20 protein-coding genes are annotated in these 16,009 nt (G+C 71.2%); 9 read left to right on the top strand and 11 right to left on the bottom strand.

Going from position 1 to position 16,009, the window contains the following annotated elements:
- Positions 1–19: 19 nt before the first annotated feature.
- The 6 genes from ACK4TT_RS09445 to ACK4TT_RS09420 all read left to right on the top strand — a co-directional run bounded on the left by ACK4TT_RS09445 (position 20) and on the right by ACK4TT_RS09420 (position 5,105).
- Complete coding sequence (locus tag ACK4TT_RS09445) at positions 20–1,051, top strand: hypothetical protein (protein WP_410212891.1); 1,032 nt, start codon at positions 20–22, stop codon at positions 1,049–1,051.
- 140 nt (positions 1,052–1,191) lie between these two features.
- A complete protein-coding gene (locus tag ACK4TT_RS09440) occupies positions 1,192–1,815 on the top strand; it encodes a 50S ribosomal protein L25/general stress protein Ctc (protein ID WP_410212890.1) in 624 nt (207 codons plus the stop codon).
- Positions 1,816–1,845: 30 nt separating this feature from the next.
- Positions 1,846–2,463: an aminoacyl-tRNA hydrolase gene (gene pth / locus ACK4TT_RS09435; protein WP_409635465.1), complete on the top strand. Its 618-nt coding sequence runs from the start codon at positions 1,846–1,848 to the stop codon at positions 2,461–2,463.
- A gap of 107 nt (positions 2,464–2,570) precedes the next feature.
- Positions 2,571–3,668 (top strand): redox-regulated ATPase YchF, encoded by a 1,098-nt coding sequence (ychF, locus tag ACK4TT_RS09430; protein WP_410212889.1) that lies wholly within the window; start codon positions 2,571–2,573, stop codon positions 3,666–3,668.
- Between the two features lie 70 nt (positions 3,669–3,738).
- Entirely contained in the window at positions 3,739–4,410 is a 672-nt protein-coding gene (locus tag ACK4TT_RS09425; RefSeq protein WP_409635471.1) for a dienelactone hydrolase family protein, read from the top strand.
- Positions 4,411–4,424: 14 nt separating this feature from the next.
- Complete coding sequence (locus tag ACK4TT_RS09420) at positions 4,425–5,105, top strand: dienelactone hydrolase family protein (protein ID WP_409635474.1); 681 nt, start codon at positions 4,425–4,427, stop codon at positions 5,103–5,105.
- Positions 5,106–5,150: 45 nt separating this feature from the next.
- On the opposite strand, the gene ACK4TT_RS09415 is transcribed toward ACK4TT_RS09420, so the two are convergent.
- On the bottom strand, positions 5,151–5,618 hold the full coding sequence (locus tag ACK4TT_RS09415) for a hypothetical protein (protein WP_409635477.1): 468 nt from the start codon (positions 5,616–5,618) through the stop codon (positions 5,151–5,153).
- Between the two features lie 69 nt (positions 5,619–5,687).
- On the opposite strand from ACK4TT_RS09415, the gene ACK4TT_RS09410 reads away from it, so the two are divergent.
- The gene (locus tag ACK4TT_RS09410) at positions 5,688–6,506 is read left to right on the top strand and encodes an aspartyl protease family protein (protein WP_410212899.1); all 819 of its coding nucleotides are present in this window, start codon (positions 5,688–5,690) and stop codon (positions 6,504–6,506) included.
- On the opposite strand, the gene ACK4TT_RS09405 is transcribed toward ACK4TT_RS09410, so the two are convergent.
- The 4 genes from ACK4TT_RS09405 to petA form a co-directional block, all read right to left on the bottom strand.
- Complete coding sequence (locus ACK4TT_RS09405) at positions 6,484–7,407, bottom strand: CPBP family intramembrane glutamic endopeptidase (RefSeq protein WP_410212888.1); 924 nt, start codon at positions 7,405–7,407, stop codon at positions 6,484–6,486. The two genes, ACK4TT_RS09410 and ACK4TT_RS09405, sit on opposite strands and share 23 nt — an antisense overlap.
- 154 nt (positions 7,408–7,561) lie before the next feature.
- On the bottom strand, positions 7,562–8,407 hold the full coding sequence (locus ACK4TT_RS09400; protein WP_410212887.1) for a cytochrome c1: 846 nt from the start codon (positions 8,405–8,407) through the stop codon (positions 7,562–7,564).
- A gap of 8 nt (positions 8,408–8,415) precedes the next feature.
- Positions 8,416–9,699 carry a cytochrome b gene (locus ACK4TT_RS09395; RefSeq protein ID WP_409635489.1) on the bottom strand — a complete coding sequence of 428 codons (1,284 nt, stop codon included), beginning with the start codon at positions 9,697–9,699 and terminating at the stop codon, positions 8,416–8,418.
- A 5-nt stretch (positions 9,700–9,704) separates the two neighbouring features.
- The gene (gene petA, locus ACK4TT_RS09390; protein ID WP_409635492.1) at positions 9,705–10,259 is read right to left on the bottom strand and encodes a ubiquinol-cytochrome c reductase iron-sulfur subunit; all 555 of its coding nucleotides are present in this window, start codon (positions 10,257–10,259) and stop codon (positions 9,705–9,707) included.
- Between the two features lie 206 nt (positions 10,260–10,465).
- Here petA and ACK4TT_RS09385 point away from each other — a divergent pair, with 206 nt between their 5' ends.
- Positions 10,466–10,930 carry a tRNA (cytidine(34)-2'-O)-methyltransferase gene (locus tag ACK4TT_RS09385; protein ID WP_409635495.1) on the top strand — a complete coding sequence of 155 codons (465 nt, stop codon included), beginning with the start codon at positions 10,466–10,468 and terminating at the stop codon, positions 10,928–10,930.
- 10 nt (positions 10,931–10,940) lie between these two features.
- A complete protein-coding gene (gene hemF / locus ACK4TT_RS09380) occupies positions 10,941–11,828 on the top strand; it encodes an oxygen-dependent coproporphyrinogen oxidase (RefSeq protein ID WP_409635498.1) in 888 nt (295 codons plus the stop codon).
- 164 nt (positions 11,829–11,992) lie between these two features.
- On the opposite strand, the gene ACK4TT_RS09375 is transcribed toward hemF, so the two are convergent.
- The 6 genes from ACK4TT_RS09375 to ACK4TT_RS09350 are packed head-to-tail and all read right to left on the bottom strand — an operon-like array spanning position 11,993 to position 15,981.
- Complete coding sequence (locus ACK4TT_RS09375) at positions 11,993–12,700, bottom strand: glutamine amidotransferase-related protein (protein ID WP_410212886.1); 708 nt, start codon at positions 12,698–12,700, stop codon at positions 11,993–11,995.
- Positions 12,697–13,947, bottom strand: a complete 1,251-nt coding sequence (locus tag ACK4TT_RS09370; RefSeq protein ID WP_410212885.1) for a CCA tRNA nucleotidyltransferase — start codon at positions 13,945–13,947, stop codon at positions 12,697–12,699. The genes ACK4TT_RS09375 and ACK4TT_RS09370 overlap by 4 nt, the downstream gene beginning before the upstream one ends.
- Positions 13,944–14,174, bottom strand: coding sequence for a hypothetical protein (locus tag ACK4TT_RS09365; protein WP_409635507.1), 231 nt, complete (start codon positions 14,172–14,174; stop codon positions 13,944–13,946). Before ACK4TT_RS09365 ends, ACK4TT_RS09370 begins: the two co-directional genes overlap by 4 nt.
- Positions 14,175–14,199: 25 nt before the next feature.
- On the bottom strand, positions 14,200–14,850 hold the full coding sequence (locus ACK4TT_RS09360) for a CoA pyrophosphatase (protein WP_409635555.1): 651 nt from the start codon (positions 14,848–14,850) through the stop codon (positions 14,200–14,202).
- A gap of 5 nt (positions 14,851–14,855) precedes the next feature.
- Positions 14,856–15,440 (bottom strand): DUF1285 domain-containing protein, encoded by a 585-nt coding sequence (locus tag ACK4TT_RS09355; RefSeq protein WP_409635510.1) that lies wholly within the window; start codon positions 15,438–15,440, stop codon positions 14,856–14,858.
- Between the two features lie 31 nt (positions 15,441–15,471).
- Positions 15,472–15,981 carry a GNAT family N-acetyltransferase gene (locus ACK4TT_RS09350; RefSeq protein ID WP_409635513.1) on the bottom strand — a complete coding sequence of 170 codons (510 nt, stop codon included), beginning with the start codon at positions 15,979–15,981 and terminating at the stop codon, positions 15,472–15,474.
- Positions 15,982–16,009: the final 28 nt, after the last annotated feature.

The following is a 16,009-nucleotide window of genomic DNA, read 5'->3' as shown; positions in this document are numbered from 1 at the left end:
AAGAGGGGGAAGCCTCCAGATGCCGTCCTTCATGCAGGTCCGCCGGGCGCTCACGGGCGCCGCGATCGCCACGGCCGCCATCCTGGCCGCGTGCGCCGAGCCCCAGGTGATCGCCCCGCCGCCGCCCGTGCCGGCTGTCAGCCTTTCGCCCAAGGTGATCGAGCAGGCCGCCGCCTACCGTCGCTATGTCGCGACCGCCACCGCCATCTCGCCCGCCTTCGCCGACGGCGACCAGGTCGCCCAGGGCGTCCGCGCCGGCGCGGCCTACGAGCCGCAGCAGCTCCTGCGCGGGGCCATCGCCTATGGCGCGGTCGTGGCCCTGCAGGACCCGGGCTTCGTGGCCGGGGTGCGCGCCTATGCGGCCGACCCGACCCAGCGGCGCACAATCGCCTACGAGATCATGAAGGACCCGGCCTACGTCATCGGCATCAACGGCTCGGCCGGGGCCGCGGGCCTGGTGAAGGCCGCCCTCGCCGACGACGGCGCCCGGCTGCTCGCCCAGGGCAAGGCCGTCCGCCAGGCCGCCTACGACGTGCAGCGCTCGCCGTGGTCCAAGAAGGAGGTCGCCGGACGGGAGGCCCGCCTGTCGCTCGCCAAGCAGCTCTCGGCCACGCCGCTCATGGGCGACACCGCCGAGACGGCCCGGCTGCAGCAGGCCGTGCTGACCACCGGCTCGCTGGGCATCACCGGCCAGGCGGCCAGCCCGCCCTACACGCCCATCGTGGTCCGCTCGATGGCCATCGCCGCCCTGGCCGCCCTGGGCTACGCGGACGACGCGAGCCTGCAGCAGCTCATGCCGATCATGGCCGATCCCAACGCGGCCACCTGCCTCAACATGTCCAAGCTCAACCTCTACCAGTGCCTGGCCGTCTCCAAGCCGCACTACGAGGACGTGTTCTGCCTGGGCGTGCACAGCCTGATGGACACCGGCAAGTGCGTGCTGAAAGGCGCCGGCGTGCCCGAGCCCGCCGAGCCCGCCACCCGGCTCACGGAGGCCTCGCCGGTGGGCCCCATCCCGGTCGGTACGGGCTCGGCCGTCAAGACGCGCTGACCCCGGAAGGAATCGCAGCCCCGCCCGTTGCGTAGGGCGGGGCTTTTGTGTATCTACGCGCACCTTTCGACCCGACAGGGTCTGCGGAATTCCGTCGCCGCGCTTCCAGCAGCGCGGCGCCTTCGTTTTGAGGCAAGGCCATGGCCGAGATCGTTTTGAACGTTGAAGTGCGTGAGCGTACCGGCACCGGTGGCGCGCGCGCCACCCGCCGCGCGGGCCTGGTTCCCGGCGTCCTGTACGGCGGCGACAAGGACCCCGTCGCCATCGCCGTGAAGGCCAACGAGTTCCGCAAGGCGCTCTACACGGGCAAGCTGCTGGGCCACCTGGTGACGCTGAAGTACGGCAAGGAGACCCAGCCGGTCATCGCCAAGGCGGTGGACATGCATCCGGTCACCGACGAGCCGTTGCACTTCGACCTGTACCGGGTCGACGAGCACCAGCAGATCAAGATCGAAGTGCCGGTGCACTTCACCAACCAGGACGATTCGCCGGGCCTGAAGCGCGGCGGCGCCCTGACGGTGGCCCTGCACACGCTCACCGTCTCCTGCCCGGCCGACCAGATCCCGGAAGAGATCGTGTTCGACCTGACCGGCCTCGAGATCGGCACCACCATCCGCGTCGCCGACCTGACGCTGCCCGCCAACGCGACCTCCGCGCTCGACGCCGAGACCGTGGTGGCCAGCATTTCGGGCGCCAAGGCCGAGGTCGAGGAAGCCGCCGAGGGCGCCGAGGGCGAAACGGCTGCGGAGGGCGGCGAGGAGTAATCCTCGCCTCCGCTCATCCAGCGGGGCGACATGCTGCTCATCGCCGGGCTCGGCAACCCTGGTCCGACCTACGCGAAGAACCGCCACAACGTCGGCTTCATGGCCGTGGACGAGATCGCGCGCCGCTGGGGCTTCTCCGCGGCGCGTTCGCGTTTCCAGAGCCAGGCAGCCGAGGGGACCATCGACACGCCCGAGGGTCCGGTCCGCGCGCTGATCCTCAAGCCCCAGACCTACTACAACGAAAGCGGCCGCGCCGTGGGCGAGGCCATGAAGTTCTTCAAGCTCAAGCCCTCCGATGTCGTGGTCTTCTACGACGAGATCGACATGGCCCCAGGCCGCTTCCGGATGAAGACCGGCGGCGGCGCGGCCGGCAACAACGGCATCCGCTCGGTGACCTCCCAGATCGGCCCCGACTTCCGCCGCGCCCGCATCGGCACCGGCCATCCGGGCCAGAAGGAGCTGGTGCACGGCCACGTGCTCTCCGACTTCCACAAGGCCGAGCTGAAGTGGCTGGAGCCCCTGCTCCAGGCCTGCGCCGAGGCCCTCCCCCTGCTCGCCGTCGGCGAGGACGAGAAGTACCAGGCCGAGGTCATGCGCCTGGCGCCCGCCGAGAAGCGCGACCCCCGCAAGCTGGCGCGGGGGGAATAGGCCCCGCGCTCCTCCCCCGCGAACCGGGGGAGAAGCATGCGCCCGGGATGACGATAAGGGCGTCCGCGTGCTAGGTCCGCCGCCTCACTAGGAACTGCGAAAGTCTCATGGCCCTGAAAGTCGCCATCGTCGGCCTGCCGAACGTGGGCAAGTCGACCCTGTTCAACGCGCTCACCCAGACCGCCGCGGCCCAGGCCGCGAACTATCCGTTCTGCACCATCGAGCCCAACATCGGCGACGTGGCGGTGCCCGAGCCGCGCCTGGAGGCCCTGGCCAAGGTCATCCCCTCGAAGGAGATCATCCCCGCCCGCATCAACTTCGTGGACGTGGCCGGCCTGGTGCGGGGCGCCTCCAAGGGCGAGGGCCTCGGCAACCAGTTCCTGGCCAACATCCGCGACTGCGACGCCATCGCCTTCGTGGCCCGCTGCTTCATCGACGACGACATCACCCACGTGGAGGGCCGCGTCGACCCGATGGCCGACCTCGACACCATCGAGACCGAGCTGATGCTGGCCGACATGGAAAGCCTCGAGAAGCGGGTGGCGAACCTCGAGAAGCGCGCCAAGGTCGGCGACAAGGAAGCGACCCAGACCCTTCGCCTGGTCAAGCTGGCCCTGGCCGAGCTGAACGAGGGCCGCCCCGCCCGCGTGGCCAAGATCACGGCCGAGGACGACAAGGCCTGGCGGATGCTCCAGCTCCTGACCTCCAAGCCCGCCCTCTACGTGGCCAACGTCGACGAGGGCTCGGCCGCCACCGGCAACGAACTCTCCGAGCAGGTGAAGGCGCGCGCCGCCCGCGACGGCGCCGACAGCGTGGTCATCTCGGCCAAGATCGAGAGCGAGATCGCGCTGCTGGAGCCCGAGGAGCGAGCCGAGTTCCTGGAGACCCTGGGCCTGGCCGAGCCCGGCCTCAACAAACTGATCCGCGAGGCCTACCATCTGCTGGGCCTGCAGACCTACTTCACCGTGGGGCCGAAGGAGGCCCGCGCCTGGACGATCCACAAGGGCGACACCGCCCCGCAAGCCGCCGGCGTCATCCACACCGACTTCGAGAAGGGCTTCATCCGGGCCGAGACCATCGCCTATGAAGACTACATCCGTCTGGGCGGCGAGGCCGGCGCGCGCGACGCCGGCAAGCTACGCTCGGAAGGCAAGGATTATGTCGTCAGGGACGGCGACGTGATGAACTTCCGGTTCAACGTCTAGCGAGCCCGTAGGCGAAAGTGCGAACGGTTTCGCCGCTCGACGGGCTAGCCAAATAGGGAAAGAGGCGAAGATGGCCGAGACGATCACGCTTACGGGCGCCGACGGGTTCGCGTTCACCGCCTACCACGAGCCGGCCTTCACCCCCCGCAAGGGCGGGGTCATCGTCCTGCAGGAGATTTTCGGCATCGACCGGCACGTCCGGGCCGACGTCGAGCGCTGGGCCAAGATGGGCTACGAGGCGATCGCGCCCGCCCTCTTCGACCGGCTGCAGCGCGACTTCCACGCCGAGCACGACGAGGCGGGCATCCAGGCGGGGCTGGAGAAGGCCCGCGCCACGCCGCTCCCCCAGGCCCTGGCCGACATCGCCGCGGCCCGGGACTTCCTGAAGCAGCATGGCGAGAAGGTCTGCGTGGTGGGCTACTGCTACGGCGGCTCGCTGGCCTGGCTGGCCGCCGCCCGCCTCGACGGCCTCTCGGCCGCCTCCAGCTACTACGGCAGCCTGGTGAAGCAGTTCGCCGCCGAGCCGCTGAAGTGCCCGACCATCGTCCACCTGGGCCGCACCGACCCCGGCATCCCCGCCGACGAGGTCGAGGCCGCCGTCCGCGCCCACCACCCGGACGTCCCCGTCCACATCTACGAAGGCGCCGGCCACGGCTTCAACAATGAGAGCCCCGAGCGCTACAACGCCGAGGCCGCCGACCTCGCCCGCCACCGCACGCTGGAACTCTTCGACCGGGTCTGAGGGAGCGCCTGGGCATGGGCGGGACGATCACCCTGAAGAGCCGCTTCGACGGCTTCGAGCTCTCCGCCTACCGCGCGACGCCGGACGACGCCCGGCGCGGCGGCCTCCTGCTGATCCAGGAGATCTTCGGGGTCACCGAGCACATCCGCGAGCTCTGTGACGGCTTCGCCGCCGACGGCTACGAGGTGATCGCGCCCAGCTTCTACGACCGGCTCGAGCCGGGCTTCCAGGCCGACTACAGCCAGGAGGCCATCCAGAAGGGCGTGCGGTACTCGCAGGCGACACCCTGGGACCAGGTGGCCGGCGACGCCCAGGCGGCCCTGGACGCCCTGGAAGGCCCGCGCTTCGTCGCCGGCTACTGCTGGGGCGGGGCGGCGACCTGGCTCGTGGCCTGCCGCTGCGAAGGCGTGGCCGCCGCGTCGGCCTTCTACGGCCGACGGATCAGCGAGCTGGTGGACGAGACGCCGCGCTGTCCCATCATCCTGCACTTCGGCAAGACCGACGCCTCGATCCCGATGGAGAAGGTGGAAGAGATCCGCCAGGCCCACCCGGACCTGCCGATCTATCTCTACGACGCCGGCCACGGCTTCGTGTCGGACCGCCGGGCCGACTATCACGCCGACTCCGCGCGCCTGGCCCGCCTGCGCACCCTCCAGCTCTTCGCCCGCAACGGCGGCGGCAAGGGCGAGGTCTGAGCCACCTCCCCCGCGGAGCTGCGGTAGGGGGAGGCGCGATCGAGCCTACAGCTCGATCTCGCGCCTGACCTCCGGGTGGCGCTCCAGCACCCGCACCAGGGCCGCCTGGGCGGCCAGGATGCCGATGCCGGCCGCATACCCCGAGAACACCCCGGCCGGATAGCGGCCCCCGTGGGCCGCGCCGGCGACCTGCCAGTACATGAAGAGCGCCGCGCCCAGCAGCAGGGCCACGCCCCCGACCACCGATCCCGCCGTCTGGCCGAAGCCCGCCCTGAAGCTCATCCAGACATAGCGCGCCAGCGGCCGCCGGACCGGCCCCGCCAGCAGCGGCAGGCCCAGGGACAGCAGGAAGAAGATTCCCGGCCACACGAGCGTCCGCTGGGCGATCAGCTCGCGGCCGCCCGGCAGCCGGTCGAAGGCGTGCAGCACCGCGCCCGCGTAGATCAGCAGCGCGGCCGCCACGGTCATGTCCTGCATGCGCCGGAAGTTGCGCCAGGCGGGGGTGTGAGCCATCGCCGGACTCTAGGCGGCCTTCCGCGGCGCGCGTAGGGCGTACCGACCCGCAAGGCGCTATGGTTGGCCGTGGCGCGAACGAGACTCACCTTCCTGGCGGCCCTCGCGGCCTTCCTGACGGCGAGCGGGCCCGCGCGCGCGGGCGAGGCCCGCTGCTGGTTCGAGGGCGGCGTGGTGGTCGTCCCGGCCGAGGTGGCGGGGATCGCCGGGGACTTCATCCTGGACACCGGCGCGCCCCGCACCCTGCTGCACGAGACCAGGGCCCAGGCCGAGGGGATCGAGGCGGCCGAGCTCTCGGGCGCCGTCCGCCTCGCCGGCCTCGCCCTGCCCGGCCGGCCCCTGGGCGTCGCCGACCTGGACGTGCGCACCTGGAACCTGCCCACGGCGGTCGTGGGGGTGATCGGGGCCGATGTCCTGCGCGACTTCGTGGTGGACGTGGGCTTCCGCCCCTGCCGCGTGCGGCTGTCGCGGCCGGGGGAAGCGCCCCGCTTCCGCGCCGCCCGCGTCCTGCCGCTGGCCTGGGACGGCGGGCGGCCAACGGCGCAGGCCAAGGTCTCCGACGGCCAACGAACCCTCAGCGGCGCCTTCGTGATCGCGACCGGAGCCAACGTCGCCGTGCGCCTGGCCGACGACCTGGCCTCGGTCCCGACGCCCCGGCCCCTCCAGGGGTCCGGTGCGGACGAGCTCTATCCGAACGGCCGGTGGCTGGCGGAACTCGGCAGCCTGCGCTTCGCCGGCCGCACCGAGCGGCGCCTGGGCGCCGGCCTCATGCCGCCCGAGGGCGATGCGGCCGGCGTCATCGGCGGCCCGGCGCTGGCGCGCTTCCGCCTGCGCTTCGACTTCCCTGCCGGGCGCCTCGACGTCGCTAGCGCGCCCAGGTCCCGATGAACTCGGGCAGGTTGGGCAGGATGTCCACGGTCGCGTGCAGCAACACGACCAGGAGCAGGCTGCGCGTGCGGGCCCAGAGCGTTCCGAACAGCAGGGCGATGGGCGACAGGCTGGCCACGGTGAAGGCCGCCACCTGGAGCGGATCGGTGGAATAGCCATCCGTCCCCGGCTCGCCGCGCAGGAACAGGCCCGGCGCGTGGGCCAGGGCGAAGATCAGGGCCCCGATCACCACCGCGCCCGCCTCGCTGCGCAGCACGGCCGAGAGCCGCGTCTGCAGGACGGCCCGGTACAGGAACTCCTCGCAGAGCCCGGCTTCCAGGGCCAGCCAGACGAAGGCCGCCGGCGCCGCCCAGGCGAGCAGGCCCGCCGTCGGATGCAGGGCGGAGAGCTCCTTCAGGGAGGGGCTCACCACGGCCAGCAGGCCCAGCAGGATCACGCCCAGCGCGATGAGCGGCGGCCAGAAGCCCGCCCGGCCGGCGTGGGCCGCGAACAGCGGCCGCACCGGCGCCCTGAGCGCCAGCAGCAGCAGGACGGGCAGGCCCACGTGGACGGCGAGCTTGAGGCCCAGGACAAGGCTTTCCTGGCCGGGCCCGGCCGGCAGCGCCTGACGCGCCCAGCCCATGCCATAGCCCAGGAAGCCCACGGCGTAGACCGCCAGGAAGCCGAGCACCGCCCAGAACTCGAGGACCGGACGCGGCACGGGGACCGGCGGCGGCTTGGCCCGCCGGGTCAGCAGCACGGCGAGGCCCGACAGGGCCAGGCCGAACACCCCCATGGAAATCAGCGGGAAGCTCCAGTCGGCGCCCTTGACCGCGAGATAGGCGGTCGCGGCCGCCCAGCAGGCGGCGTAGGCGGCGATGAGCGCGGCGGTGCGGCCGCGCGGAACGGTGATGGTCGGCATGTGTCCCCCCAGGACGTGTGCGCGGGAGGGTTAGGCGCGGGACGCCGGGCGGCCAACTTAAGTCTGTGTCATGACCAAGATGTCATCCGGACCAAACGAAAAGGCCCCGGATCGCTCCGGGGCCTTTCCTGGTCTTCGCGGTCGCCTCGGGCCCTCAGTGGGCCACGTTGCGCCAGATCCGGCGGTAGCTGAACCACAGCAGGATCGAGAACAGGAACAGGTAGATCATGGCGCCGAAGCCGAACTGCTTGCGCTCCATCATCTTGGGCTCGGAAGCCCACGTCAGGAACGCCACCACGTCCTTGGCCTGCTGGTCGATCGTCGACTTCGTGCCGTCGTCGAAGGTCACCTTGTCGGGCGCCAGCGGCGGCGGCATGGCCAGGGTGCCGCCCTGCGGCACGCTGTGGTGGTCCCCGCTCCAGTAGGCGGTCAGGTCGCCCGGGAAATAGGGGTTGTAGTAGGCGCCGGCCGGGACGGTGAGACCCGCGGGCGGGTTCACGTAGCCGGTCAGCAGCGAATAGATGTACCGCGGCCCGCCTTCGCGCGCCTTGGTGATCACCGACAGGTCCGGCGGCAGGGCGCCGCCGTTCGAGCCCCGGGCCGCCGCCTCGTTCGGGAACGGCGAGGGGAACTTGTCGGCCGGGATGGCCGGACGCTGGATGGCGTCGCCCGTCTCGGAATCGATGTCCGGCACCTGGATGTCGGCGGCCAGGGCCTTAACGTACGGGTTGTCGTTCGGGTTCGGGTACTTCGGGTCGTAGAACGGACCGCCCTTCTCGCCCAGCGTACGGAGGTACACGAGGTTCATCGAGTGGCAGGCCGCGCAGACCTCCCGGTAGACCTTGTAGCCCCGCTGGAGCTGGGCCTGGTCGAACTTGCCGAACGGCCCCTCGAAACCCCAGGTGATCGCCTTGGGCTCCTTGGGGTGAGTGGCCGAGAGGGCCGGGCCTGCGATGAAGGCGAGCCCCAGCGCCGCGAGCGAGATACCTTTGCGCAGCATCTTCAGGCTCAGTCCTTCTTCTCGTGCGACAGGACCGGCGCGGAGATCGATTCCGGCACCGGAAGCGGCTTCTCGGTCAGCCCCAGGAGCGGCAGCACGACCAGGAAGTAGGCGAAGTAGTAGAGCGCGGCCACGCGGCTCAGCCACACGAACGAGTTCAGGTCCGCGTCCAGCAGCTTGAAGGTCGAGCCGATCGGGATCACCGGATCGTCGGGGAGCCGGCCGCCGCAGACGCCCAGCACCAGGCAGGCCAGCACGAAGATGAAGAAGTAGAGCCGCGCCGTCGGACGGTAGCGCATGGAGCGCACCTTCGAGGTGTCGAGCCAGGGCAGCACGAACAGCACGCCGATGGCGCCGAACATGGCCAGCACGCCGCCCAGCTTGTCCGGGACCGCCCGCAGGATCGCGTAGAACGGCAGGAAGTACCATTCGGGCACGATGTGGGCCGGGGTCACCAGCGGGTTGGCCGGGATGTAGTTGTCGGCGTGGCCCAGGATGTTCGGGTTGTAGAACACGAAGCTGGCGAACAGCAGCAGGAAGACGCTGATCGCGAAGCCGTCCTTCACCGTGTAGTACGGGTGGAAGGGAACGGTGTCCTCCGCCGACTTCACGTTGACGCCGGTCGGGTTGTTGTTGCCCGGGACGTGCAGCGCCCAGATGTGCAGGCCCACGAGGCCGGCGATCACGAAGGGCAGCAGGTAGTGCAGCGAGAAGAAGCGGTTCAGCGTCGGGTTGTCGACGGCGAAGCCGCCCCACAGCCAGGTGGTGATGCTCTCGCCCACGACCGGCAGCGCGCCGAGGAGGTTGGTGATCACCACCGCGCCGTGGAAGCTCATCTGGCCCCAGGGCAGCACGTAGCCCATGAAGGCCGTGGCCATCATGACGAGGTAGATCAGGCAGCCGATGATCCACAGCACCTCGCGGGGCGCCTTGTAGGACCCGTAGTAGAGGTTGCGGAGCATGTGGATGTAGACGGCCACGAAGAACATCGAGGCGCCGTTGGCGTGCATGTAGCGGATCAGCCAACCGTAGTTGACGTCGCGCATGATGCGCTCGACCGAGGCGAAGGCGTGGTCGACGTGGGGCACGTAGTGCATCACCAGCACGATGCCGGTGACGAGCTGGATGCCCAGCATCAGCGCCAGGATGCCGCCGAAGGTCCACCAGTAGTTCAGGTTCTTCGGGGTCGGGAAGGCGACCACGCTGTCGTAGGCCAGCCGGATGATCGGCAGGCGCATGTCCATCCAGCGCTCGAAGCCGGTTTTCGGCTCGTAAGTGGAGTGTCCGCTCATCGATATCAGCCGATCTTGACCTTGGTGTCGGAAAGGAAGGCCCAATCCGGAACGACGAGGTTCTTCGGCGCGGGACCCTTACGGATGCGGCCGGAGGTGTCGTAGTGGGAGCCGTGGCAGGGGCAGAACCAGCCGCCGTAGTCGCCGCCGCCGAAGGTGGGCACGCAGCCCAGGTGCGTGCAGGTGCCGATCAGCACGAGCCACTGGGGCTTGCCGGGCTTGTGCCGCTCCTCGTCCTTCTGCGGGTCGCGCAGGGCGGCGTTGTCGTCCTTGATCGCCGCGGCGATCTCGGCCGGCGTCCGGTTGCGCACGAAGAGCGGCTTGCCGCGCCACTTCAGCACCACCTGCTGGCCCTCGGCGACCTTGGTCAGGTCGAACTCGATGGAGGCCAGGGCCAGGGTGTCGCCGGACGGGTTCATCTGGTCGATCAGCGGCCAGGCGAGAGCGCCGGCCGCGCCCACGGCGGCCGCGCCGGCCGCGATGTGAATGAAGTCGCGACGGTTCGGGTCTTCACCCGAGGCGTGCGGATCGGGATTTGCGCCCACGACGGTGTCGGCCACCTTTAAGCTACCCTTCCATGGAGGCCCCCCGAGGATGCTGGAGGACCTGAAGCTTTCGGACCCGGCCAGACGCCTGGCTTGGGGCCGGTCTCGGAACAGGTCGCGGGCAGGACCTACGCCACGGGGAGCTTTGCGATCGCCGCGAAGGTCCGTCCGTGATTCGTGTCTTGGCGCCCCGACCAATCCCGATGGCGGATCGCCTTAGAATGCGTTTGGCCCTTTTTCAACCGGACATTCCGCAAAACCTCGGCGCGGCCATCCGCCTGGGAGCCTGCCTGGGCGTGCCTCTGGACGTGATCGAGCCCTGCGGCTTCCCCCTGGACGACCGCTCGATCCGCCGCGCGGCCATGGACTACGCCGCCCGCGCCGAGGTGCGCCGGCACGCCGGATGGGGCGGATTCCTCTCGCAAAACCGCGGCCGGATCGTGCTCTTCACCACCCGCGGCGCGGCGCCGTTCCTGGACTTCGCCTTCCGCCCCGACGACGTGCTGCTGTTCGGCCGCGAGAGCGCGGGCGTCCCCGACGAGGTCCACGACGCCGCAGGCGCCCGTCTGTACATTCCCCTTGCGGAAGGCGCCCGCTCGCTGAACGTCGTGGTCGCCGCCGCCATGGCGCTGACCGAGGCGCTCCGGCGGACGAACGGCTTTCCAACCCCGCCCGGAAGCGGGTAGCAGACCGGTCATGGCCGAGACATCCACCCTTCCGCCCGAGATCCTCATCCGCCGCGACCGCGCAAAGGCCTGGTTCGAGAGCCTGCAGACGCGCATCTGCGCCGAGCTGGAGCGCCTGGAGGACGAGGCGCCGGCCGAGCTCTACCCCGACGCGCCCGGCCGCTTCGACATGCGCCCCTGGACGCGGGAGACCGGCGTCGGCGGCGGGATCGGCGGCCACCTGAAGGGGCGGCTGTTCGAGAAGGCGGGCATCCACACCTCGGCCGCCACCGCCCGCTTCTCTCCCGAGATGGCGGCTCAGATGCCCGGCGCCGACCAGGACCCGTCCTACGTCTCGGCCAGCATCAGCCTGATCGTCCATCCGGTGAGCCCGCGCGTGCCCACCGTGCACATGAACACCCGCTTCCTCTCGACCGCCGAGAGCTGGTTCGGCGGCGGCGCCGACCTGACCCCCATGCTGGACGAGCAGCGCAGCCAGGACGCCGATGACGCGAAGCTGTTCCACGCCGCCATGCAGGCCGCCTGCGACGCCTTCGATCCCGAGTGGCATCCCCGCTACAAGGCCTGGTGCGACGAGTACTTCTTCCTGCCGCACCGGGGCGAGCCGCGCGGCGTCGGCGGCATCTTCTACGACCGCCACAACACCGGCGACTTCGAGAAGGACTTCGCTTTCACCCAGGCCGTCGGCGAAGCGTTCCTGGACGTCTATCCCAAGATCGTCCGCCACCGGATGAACGAGCCCTGGACCGAGGCCGACCGGACGGAGCAGCTCGTCCGCCGCGGCCGCTACGTCGAGTTCAACCTGCTCTACGACCGGGGCACCATGTTCGGCCTCAAGGCCGGCGGCAACGTCGAGACCATCCTGTCCTCCATGCCGCCCCTGGTCGCCTGGCCGTGACGCCTTCCCTCCCTTGATGGGGAGGGACAGGCCGCGTCAGCGGCCAGGGTGGGGAAGTCGCGACCGGGCGCAGCGTTCAGGGACTGGCGGGCCATCTTTGGCTCATCGCCCCATGAGTTGCTTCCCCACCCTCGCTCGCCTCGCGGCGAGCGTTTCCCTCCCCATCAAGGGAGGGAAGACCCCTTCAGGAACGCCCCGATCCACCGGCCGACCCGCGCCCGGTCATCCGGCCCGCCATAGGTGGCGATCGCCGCGTCGGCCTGTTCGTCGGTGTAGCGGCTGCCCCGGCGGGCCTCGATCAGCGCCTTGGCGTAGTCCGGCTCGAACTCGGGGTGGAGCTGGATCGAGATGGCCGGCTGGTCCCGGTAGGCCAGCGCGCCGAACGGCGTGAAGTCGCTGGCCGCGATCACCTCGGCGCCGGGCGGCAGGGCGACGACCTGGTCCTGGTGCGAGGCCGGCAGGCGGATGGCCGAAGCGCCGTCCATCCACGGCTCGCGGGACAGCACCCGGTAGTCGTGCTCGCCGATCCCCCAGCCCTTGTCCGACTTCACCACCTGGCCGCCGAACGCCTGGGCCATGGCCTGGTGGCCGAAGCAGACGCCGACCAGCTTCGCCCGGCCCCTGGCCGCCCGCAGGAACGCCATCAGGTCGGCGATCCACGGCTCCGGATCATAGACCCCGCGGGCCGAGCCGGTGACGACGTAGGCGTCGCACGCCTCGGGGCTCTCGGGCCATTCGCCCTCGTCGGCCGCATAGACGGCCCAGTCGTAGGCGTCGGCGCCCAGCAGCGCCTTGAACATGTCGGGATAGGTTCCGAACCGCTCGATCGCCGGCATCGGCGGCCGGCCGGTCTTGAGCACCCCGAGTTTCAATAGGCCAGCCCCTGGACCACGGCCTTCAGCTTCTCGATGGCGCTGAGCTTGTCGTCGAGGAAGTCGTGGTCGATCCACCAGTCCTCCACCTCGCGCAGCACCTGGCCGACCATCGGCCCCTTGGGCGCGCCGGCCTTGATGACGTCGTCGCCGCTCAGCGGGAAGGCCGGCGGACTCCAGCCCTCGGCGAGCGCGATCAGCCCCCGCCACTGGGCCGCCGTGGCGCCTTCCGGCGCGCGGGCCCATGCGAGCTTGGCCCGGTCGCGCACCACCGCCTGGCCGGCGCGATAGACCGCCCGGCGGATCTCGCGGGGGCTCATCCAGCTCTTCAGCACGGGCGTGGGCGCCAGCGCCGCGCAGATGCGGGCCCGGTCGGCGTTGGACAGCCTCAGCCGTTCCGCCAGCTTGGCCGCGGCGACCTGGTCGTCGGGCAACAGGGCCGCCAGACGCAGCACCGCGTCGGTCTCGAAGAGCTGCTCGCTCTCGATGGCCACCAGGCCCGCGAACCGCGCCAGGTCCGGCGCCGTCCCCAGGATAAGGGGCAGCACGCCGGTCCGCGCCATCAGCGTCACGGACGCTCGCGGGTCGTCCGCCGCCAGCAGCTTCAGGAGCTCCTTCGAGATCCGTTCGGCGGCCAGGCTCTCGATATTGTCCTTCAGAGCCGCGCAGGCGGCGACGGCGGCGGCGTCCGGCTCACCCTTCCCGTACCAGGCCTGGAAGCGGAAGAACCGCAGGATGCGCAGATAGTCCTCGCGCAGCCGCTGTTCCGGCTCGCCCACGAAGACGATGCGGCCCGCCCTCGCGTCGGCCACGCCGTGGCCGGTGGGGTCGAAGATCGAGCCGTCGCGCCGGGCGTAGAGCGAATTGAGGGTGAAGTCCCGCCGCTCGGCGTCCTCGCGCCAGTCGGTGGTGAAGGCCACGGTGGCGCGCCGCCCGTCCGTCGTCACGTCCTGCCGCAGGGTGGTGATCTCGTAGGGCCGATGGTTGGCCACCGCCGTGACCGTGCCGTGGTCGATGCCCGTGGGCACGGCCTTGATCCCCGCCGCCCGCAGGGCCTCGGTCACCTGGTCGGGCTTGAGCACGGTGGCGATGTCCACATCGTCGACGGGAACCCCGATCAGGGTGTTGCGCACGCAGCCGCCGACGTAGCGGGCGCAGTCCGGCCCGCCGGCCGCCTCCAGGGCGTCCATCACCGCCACCGCCTCGGGCGCGGTCATCCATGGCCTTTGTCCGATGGTCTCGCTCATTTCGTCTCGTAGCGGCTCTGGCCCACCCGGCCGTCGGGGCCGACCTCGCCGGGCACATAGGTCATGTCGCGGGTGTCCTTATGGAACGCCGCCGTGGCCATCAGCGACAGGCCGAGCAGCAGGCCCGCCGCCCCGATCAGCCAGGCCCACGGCGTGTCGCCGGGCTCGCGCCCGCTGCGCCGGGCCCAGGCCCGCCAGAGGAACCAGAGCGCGAAGGGCAGGGCCATGAGCGCCGCCCGAAGGAGCAGCACCCTAAGCAACGGCCGCCCCGTAGAGCCGGTCGTAGAGCGCCCGCAGCATCCCCGCCGTCGCGCCCCAGATGAACCGGTCGGCGTGGGTCATGGCGTAGAACCGCCGGGTCTCCCCGGTCGGCGTGACCCGCTCCTGCTCCTCGTAGTTCCGGGGGTCCATGAAGAAGCCGAACGGCGTCTCGAAGATGTCGGCCACCTCGGCCGGGTTGGGCGTCAGGGTGAAGCCGGGCCGGATGAAGCCCACCACCGGGGTCACCAGGTAGCCCGTGCCGGTGCGGTAGCGCGTCGAGAGCCCGGCCAGCGAGACGTAGCGGGCCTCCAGCCCGATCTCCTCGTGCGCCTCGCGCAGCGCCGTCTGCCAGGGCGCCTCGCCGGGGTCCTGCCGCCCGCCCGGGAAGGCCACCTGGCCCGTGTGCCGGCGCAGGGTGTCCGAGCGGCGGGTGAGCAGGACGGTGTAGCCCTCCTCCCGCTCCACCAGGCCCACCAGCACGGCGGCGGGCTTCAGCGGCTCGTCGGGCAGCGGCGCGTTCCAGCCCGCCGGCGACAGGTCGAAGTCCGAGCGCGGCGTCAGCCCCTCGACGCCGCAGTCCTCGTCGATGGGGTCCAGGTGGTCGGCGATCCACTGGCGCAGGTCCTCGCCGGGGCGGGTCATGGCGTTCACGGCCGCGCCTCCGCGGACCCGATCGGGAACCAGACGCCGCCGGACTCGACCCCCAGCATCGGGCCGTGGGGTGTCTCCCGCGCGTTGGCCATCTCGGCCAGCTCGTAGAACACCGGGCGGGTGATCAGCGCCTCCAGCCCCCGGCGGACGTGCAGGTAGGGCCGGGGCTCCCCGCCCTCGCCCGTCTCGACGCGGATGGCGTGCTCGGGCCCCGCCTCCACCTCGTCGCCGACGTTGGTGACGAAGCGCAGCGCCTCGCCCGCCCGGTCCACGCGGACCGCCGTGAAGGGCGCGTCCTCGACCGTGATCCTCAGCTTCTCGACCGGCGTGACCAGCCAGAAGCCGTCCGGGTCGCGCCGCAGGATGGTGGAGAACAGGCGCACCAGCGCCTCGCGGCCGATGACCGCGCCCTCGTGGACCCAGGCGCCGTCCTTGCGGATGACGATGTCGATCTCGCCGCTGTGAGCCGGGTTCCAGAGGTGGACGGGCGGCAGGCCCCGCTTGCGGGGCGCGTCCCCCGCGGCCGCTGTCGCGGCGGCGATCACGCCCGCCAGGCCGGGCTTCTGAACCGTCTCCGCCATGCCCGGAAGGTAGGCTTCCCGCTGCGCCGCCTCAAGCCGCGTGGCGCGGCGCGACCGGCCCTTGCGGCGCCTCGCCCGCGAAGGCGCGGTAGAGCACCCGGCGCGGGTCTGTGGGCCCCGGCATGACCACGCCCGGCGCGACGTCGAAGCCGAACTGGCTGAAGTAGGGATGGTCGCCCACCAGCAGGACGCCGGCCTCGCCCGAGGCCTTCGCCGCCTCGCAGGCGCGTTCGACCAGTTGGCGGCCCACGCCGCCGCTCTGCAGGTCGGGGTCGACGGCCAGCGGGCCCAGGAACAGCACGGGGCGGCCGCCCACGGCCACGCGCCACAGCCGCACCACGCCGGCCAGCCGCCCGGCGTCCCAGGCGCAGAACGACAGCTCGGGAGCGGACTCCGCGAATTCGCGCACCCGCTCGGACGACTTGGCCAGGCGGCCGGGCCCGAAGGCGCGGTCCAGCAGGGCTTCGATCAGCGGGGCGTCGGCGGGGGCCTCGGGGGCGAGGTCGAGCGCCGGGGCCGGCGCGCAGGGCTGTACGGACATTCGTGGAGGGATCTCGGGATGCGGGCTT

It is taken from the genome of Phenylobacterium sp. (assembly GCF_046463815.1).
In the GTDB taxonomy this organism is placed as follows: domain Bacteria; phylum Pseudomonadota; class Alphaproteobacteria; order Caulobacterales; family Caulobacteraceae; genus Phenylobacterium.
This window is presented reverse-complemented; position numbering and strand designations above follow the sequence as displayed.